5 protein-coding genes are annotated in these 6,069 nt (G+C 62.7%); 1 reads left to right on the top strand and 4 read right to left on the bottom strand.

Features of this window, described 5'->3' with window-relative positions; genetic code table 11:
* The 4 genes from ACOJSN_RS09815 to ACOJSN_RS09800 all read right to left on the bottom strand — a co-directional run.
* Positions 1-1,918: hypothetical protein (locus tag ACOJSN_RS09815; RefSeq protein WP_420112311.1), on the bottom strand; the 1,918-nt coding region annotated here is incomplete at its 3' end.
* 2 nt (positions 1,919-1,920) lie between these two features.
* Positions 1,921-2,733 (bottom strand): TIGR02391 family protein, encoded by an 813-nt coding sequence (locus ACOJSN_RS09810; protein ID WP_420112310.1) that lies wholly within the window; start codon positions 2,731-2,733, stop codon positions 1,921-1,923.
* Positions 2,734-2,794: 61 nt separating this feature from the next.
* Positions 2,795-3,826, bottom strand: a complete 1,032-nt coding sequence (locus ACOJSN_RS09805; protein ID WP_420112309.1) for a helix-turn-helix domain-containing protein — start codon at positions 3,824-3,826, stop codon at positions 2,795-2,797.
* A gap of 18 nt (positions 3,827-3,844) precedes the next feature.
* A complete protein-coding gene (locus ACOJSN_RS09800) occupies positions 3,845-4,498 on the bottom strand; it encodes a hypothetical protein (RefSeq protein WP_420112308.1) in 654 nt (217 codons plus the stop codon).
* A 230-nt stretch (positions 4,499-4,728) separates the two neighbouring features.
* Between ACOJSN_RS09800 and ACOJSN_RS09795 the strand changes: the two genes are divergently transcribed.
* On the top strand, positions 4,729-6,069 hold a 1,341-nt coding region (locus tag ACOJSN_RS09795; RefSeq protein WP_420112307.1), incomplete at its 3' end, for a DEAD/DEAH box helicase.

Here is a 6,069-nt window from a genome sequence, read left to right as displayed (position 1 = left end):
GCAGTGGCGTTGATGATGAGTTGAGCACCGAACTTATGAGGGCCCCGACGGTCTTCCGGTCAGCTTCGATATCCGACCGGGGAAGTTGCGGTGCAGGTGATGGCGTCGTGCCTACGGATTCCGCTGCTATCGGTGCCGTGTTTTGGCGCGTCGGCGGCGCAGACGCGATCGGCGGCACTTCTGGTCGACGGTGGGGCGGGAACACATGCCGGGGTGGGTGAAGGCTCCAGGTGATGACATTGAGCGCTGCTCGAAGGTGGGCGCACCGGATGCGGCCGTCGGACTCCAAGATCATCCGCCGGGAGCGCAGCTCTTCGAGGGCTCCTTCGAGCCACGGCCGGTCTCGCTGAAGAATGGGCAGGAACGCCTCAACTTCCATTTGGCCCACTCCGGAGTCGACTCCGGCGACTTGAGCGATAGCGATGGCAACCAGTGCTAGGTCTGCCCGGTTGTGGTCGCGGAGTTCGAGCGCGTGTCTGCGAACCCTTCGCCATCCGCCGGTGAGCGTGTAGGCGAACTGCCAGGAGGTTGCCTCGCGTTCGGCGATGTCGATGCGTTGCTCGAAGTGGAAGTCGCGGGGGTGGGTTCCCACGTGGTCATCGAGAGCGCGAATGCGGGGAAAGAGCGTTGTGCGTTGCTCCCGCACATATTGGGCGAGGCGGGTTACCGCGCTACGAGCGCTGAGGTGAAGTGTGCGGACACCGCCCGCCACATGGTCGATGCCGACGATCAGCACGAGCTGGTCGGGGGTGGCGGTTTCCGCGAACTCGCGCACTGCGTCCGTTGAGAGATCCTGCGCATCGTCGATGAACAGAACTTTCCGGTGCGGGAAGGCGGCCAAGTCTGTGAGCCAGGAGCGCACGCTCTTCTGACGTGCGTTGTCACGCAGCCGTAGGACTTCGTACCCGTCTTTCATAAGGCTTCGTAAGGCCTGGTAGGCGCAGATCGACTTGCCCGAGCCCGTGGGTCCGTTCAGGACCACGGCGCGATCGTGCTGAAGTGATCGCTTGACCGTTTCGACCTCGTCAAGTTCTGGGCAGGCGTCCACATCCTGCGGGCCGAGACGCTCTCCCCCTAGCCAGGATTCGACGCCTCGGCTGCCGCCGTAGGTCACCGTGTGCCACGACGAGCGCTCCTCCTGGAGCATGTACTTTTCAGCCAGGAGCGGCAGGACTACTTCGGCCGTCTCCCGGATGTCGTCCGCTCCGGCCGTGTGCGGTCCAATGCGGATCGTTCGCCAAGATTGATCGAGTGGCTGCACCAGCTCGTCTACTACGACCTCGTCGCTCTCTGAATAGCCGACGACAACAAGCGTGCGAGCGTGCGTTGAGCGGAGCTGCGCTATCACTGCGAGCACTTCGGATGACACCACTCCGGGCTCATGCGGCAGAGTCCATGACTCGCTCGGCCTCGCGGCATCCCCGTGCGGTTTGAAGAGCACACCCACAGGGAGGGAGGTCCCGTAGAGCCGCTGATATGCGTGCTCAAGCGCAGTGTCCCAGTTTAGTGAGACCACGCATTCGATGACCCCAGCATGGATGAGGCGTGCGAGAGCTTCGTGAGCGATGGAGGGTCGCGCGCTACGTTCCGCATCGAGCTTGGCGAACTGGTTCTGGAACCTGGTGCGCGCGGCTGTACTGTCTGCGACGGTCGCCCAGGCTTGCTCCACCTCTGACCACGCGTCGCCGACGAGTGACTTCGCCTCTGTGTCGTCGCGTCCCAAGGCGACCGCCAGGGTCGATCGTGCGGGCAGGTCGTTGTCCAGAGCGTCCCACAGAAGGGACGTGAGACCGCGGGTTGCAGGAAAGCGGCTGCTGATCGACAGTCCGGCGCCCACGACGGCAACTCCGCCCAGCGTTAGCGCCGTGTCTGTGCTGGCGATACGGGTGGTGAGGTCGGTCGAGGTGACTCTGGCCATGCTCAGGCTCCTGCACCGTTCTCGCGCATGGCAGCGTCGAGGCGACGGTGAATCATGGACAGCGTTCCCATAACGTCAAGAGCGTCCAGCTCGCTCATCGTCCAGTGGAGCTTGGGCTCGTGGGCCACAGGATTCCGGAATGCGCTGAACAGACCTTTGGCGAGATTGGCGATACCGAGTTGTTCATCTCGATCGGTTCGAGTTCGGCCATTGTTGATCCGGAGCGTTGGAGCGGAGCCGGCCATCGTCTTCTCGACGAGGGCGTATCCATCAGCGTCGACACCGGTCTCGGACCGTATTCGCGCGCCCAGGCCTTTGATGGCTTCGAAGACGGCTTCGTAGTAGTCCTTGCGCACGAGGTCTTCACGGCAATACGCGAGTACGGCGACGTGTGCGCCGCGCTGCTCAAGTATCTTGTGGAGCCGTTCTGACCGGGCCAGCGCTTCGGTGTCGGTGGATGCCTTCTTGGTCTTCGCGACCCGGCCGTCGGGGAGGACCTTGAGGCTCACCAAAGACAGGACCTGATTCAGCTCGTCACGAGCGATGTCGGCGCGCGGCTTGCGGTCAAGCGTTCGTTCTGGCCGCATGGCGGCCCGGACAAGCCCTATCAGTGCGTTACCGGTGCCGGTCTTCGCCTGGTTGTTGGAAACGGCGTGAGCGAGGCGTCGACATTTGGTGTGTCCTTCGCCTGGGTCGGAGCGAAGCGGCACTTCAGCGGTGATGCGGGTTAGCTCGTTCCCGCTGTATAGGTCGCCAATGATCTTCGAGACTCCCTCGACCGTCCCCGGCGGAAACGCGTTGATGCGATCAGTCATGGGTGGCTGACGCGGCCAGCGACAAAAGAGCGATCGACACCGAGGCCACGGAGCGAAAATTTCATGCGGCTACCGGAACAAGGTCGCGGATGAAGTCGCGAACATCGTCTTGATACAGGTCGAGGTCGCTTGCGGCATCGCGGACATTCACTTTGCTGGCGGAGCCGAACATGACCTTGCGCAGTAGTTGTGAGGTTTCCGGGACAATGCCGCTTGGTTCTGCCGAACGGTATCCCCGCTCGGACAGGGTCATGCACGTGCTGCGGTACTGCCAGTCGCTCAAGAGGTCTAGTTCGTGGAGCCGATGTGTCATTGCCATCGCGGAGACTTTCCAGAACGAGCGGGCAGCGAGGATGCGTTCGAGGCTCGCGTTGCGCATCGATTGGGTGAGGACGGCCGTGCGCGGCATCAGGAAGGTGGCCGCGAACCGGTTGGCTTCTGCCTCTCGTTCCTTGGAGGTGCTCGGGTCCATATCTTGTTCTCCATGCAGAATGAGGTGGCCAAGTTCGTGAGCCGCGTCGAAGCGTTGTCGCTCTCCTGACCTTGAGGTGTTGAGGAACACGTACGGTGAGCTGTCGCGCACGAAACAGAACGCGTCGATGTCCGTGTATTCATGGCGGAGTGCCGCGACGCGGACACCCTTGGATTCCAGCAGGTGGATCATGTTCGGGATCGGCCGGTCGCCGAGGTTCCATCGGTGACGGACTAGATCGGCCGCCTCTTCAGGTGAGAGCTTGTCAAACGAAGGGGTATCCGGCGCAGGCAGCTTGAACTTTGACTCGATCACCGCGAAGAACTCGACGGCAAGAGTTGCGCTGGCCAGGACTGCGTCGCGTCTGGTGGCAGTGGTCTTGCTGAGTTTGCGGAAACTGGCCGCCTCGACCGGGATGGTCTCGGCTGTGTCGCGGCCGAAGAACTTCGGCGGCACGGAGAGAGCCCTGGCAAGTTTGAGGAGATTCTCCTCGTTCGGGGCGAGCTTGCCATTCTCGTAGTTGGTCAGCGATCGGAGAGAGACGCCGCTTTGGTCGGCGAGTTTGGTCAACGTCAACGCCAAACGTTGACGGGCCAGCTTCAGGCGCGATGGGTTGAACATGCTCAGGAGGTGCGGTCGTCAGATCGGCTCGACTGCGACATCGATCCCATCATCGTCAGGATTATCGAAGACCGATAGGTCGCCGTCGAGGTCGAGGAATCCGATGACGATGCGATCATTCCAGTCTGTGACGATTCCGCTGGCGGTCATCTCCGCCGGGCGGGACAGCTCAAGGTTGAGGCCACGGTCGGTGCGTTCGTGCACCAGCAGCCATAGGGGCGCCGCCTGTGCGGCAGCCACCAACTCCTGCTCCTGCTCAATCTCAGGCACCTCGAACAGGGCCGCCATCTGCACACGGGGACCGGCCAGCGACTCACGTGTCGCCTTGCCCTTACGACGCGTGCGCGGCTTCCGACGATGATCGGGATCGGCGACATTCGTGCCAGAAGCGATGGTGAACGAGATCAGGCCGTCGGGGTGCAGGAGACGCGGCTGGTGGTCAACATAGACCAGCCGCCAGCCCGTCGCAGATAGCCGTTGATGAAGTTGCTCCATCGACTCGTGGTAGATGTCTGTGCCGGGAGTGGAGCGCAGCGCCATCGACGTGCGATTCGACGCCCGGGACAACCCGGGCCGCAAGGATGTGTGGATCAGCTCCGTGGAGAGACCGAAGGCCACCAGCCTGCGTTCGCCGTCAGGCGAACCGGGTGAGGTGAGGGTCGCGGTTGCCATGTCTGCTCCTTCAAGGTGGTTGCGTGCAACGCTACCTCATTTGCGGTCTCGTATCGCGCAACAACGCGCCGTGGGCTGAGGCGGTACTTGAGCTTCGGTGGGCGACACATGCGCTGCGATAGGGGCGCACCGCTGGTGGTGGGCTCGAAAACATGTGCCACCGCTACCTTTGTGAAGTGGGAGCGTACTAGCCCGTTCCCGCTCCGACAGAGAAAGGGCGAGGGCTCACGATGGTGGATGGCACGCCCGACTTCACGGCTCGGCTTTCCGAGCTCGGTTCCACCGACTTCTCCGAGCTGCGGCCCGGGCAACGCCTGATCCTGGACGAGTACGCACGGCATCACCTCGGCACGAAGGATCTCGCTATTGAGATGCCGACGGGCGCAGGCAAGACCCTCGTTGCGTTGCTGATTGCCGACTTTGCCCTTGATCGAGGATGGTCGGTGGCCTACCTCACTGGGACGCGACAGCTCGCCGAGAACGTTGAGGCGGAGGCGCAGCGCCTGGGACTCGATGTTGTCCGGTTCTCGTCCGGCAGCTACGGCGGCGCACGTCTGGACGACTACCATCAAGCGCAGGTCGTTGGCGTCATGAACTACTGGGTGTACTTCAACAGCAGTCCAGTTCCAGAACCTGCCGATCTGGTGATCTTCGATGACGCACATCTCGCCGAGCAGCCATTGAGCGGACTCCAAACGATCCGCGTCCCAGACAAGGCTGGTCCTGCTCGTGACCTCTACCGTGCGCTGATCGGGCTCGTGTTGGGGCACACCGATGCATATGCCGGACTCCCGGCCATGCTCGATGGAACATCCGCTCCGGGCACGCCGCCCGAGCTCCTCTCCTTTGTGGATTGGGCGGTGTTGGCTCCCGCGGCACGCGAGACTATCGAGGGGTCAGAGTTCCTTCGAGACGACGATGCTAGGTATGCCTGGTCGACAGTCCGCGAGCACCCGACGCATTGTGGCGTGCTGATTGGCTCCTCCGCGATTGAAATCCGCCCGTATCATCCGCCGACAGCTCTGAACCCGCAGTACTACAAGGCACGGCAGCGTCTGTACATGTCAGCAACGCTCGGCTCGATGGATGATCTTCAGCGTCGAACCGGTGGCATGCCGATCACACGCCTGGTACCGGAGACTCCGCTTCCGTTGGACGAGACCGGAACACGCAAGCTCATTCTGAACTCCACCTCTGGACACGCGCTCGACCCAGAGGTTCTGGCGTGGGCAATCAGCCATACGCAGATGGCAGGGGGGCGGGCGGCGTGGCTATGCTCCAGCCACGCCGAGGCCGACGCACTCACTGCCGCGTTGAATGCCGAGGGGCTTCAAGTCTTTCGCCTACGGAGCGGTGACGATTCCGCTATCGGCGCGTGGGCAAGGTCCACCGCCGGGCAACTGGTGACGGCCGGTCGCTACGACGGTCTTGATTTCGCGGGCGACATGTGCAGGCTCGTCGTCATCACGACGGTGCCTCAGGGCAGCAGCGAGTTCGAGCGGTTCGTCGTTGCCTACATCGGCGACGCGAGCTACATGCGACATCGGGTGGGTCAACGAATAACGCAGGCA

It is taken from the genome of Pseudactinotalea sp., from assembly GCF_048594945.1.
In the GTDB taxonomy this organism is placed as follows: domain Bacteria; phylum Actinomycetota; class Actinomycetes; order Actinomycetales; family Beutenbergiaceae; genus Pseudactinotalea.
This window is presented reverse-complemented; position numbering and strand designations above follow the sequence as displayed.

Bases quoted from the DNA above. Each gene is read 5' to 3' on its own strand.
- ACOJSN_RS09810 (WP_420112310.1), bottom strand. From the start codon at position 2,733: ATGACTGATCGCATCAACGCGTTTCCGCCGGGGACGGTCGAGGGAGTC.
- ACOJSN_RS09805 (WP_420112309.1), bottom strand. From the start codon at position 3,826: ATGTTCAACCCATCGCGCCTGAAGCTGGCCCGTCAACGTTTGGCGTTG.
- ACOJSN_RS09800 (WP_420112308.1), bottom strand. From the start codon at position 4,498: ATGGCAACCGCGACCCTCACCTCACCCGGTTCGCCTGACGGCGAACGC.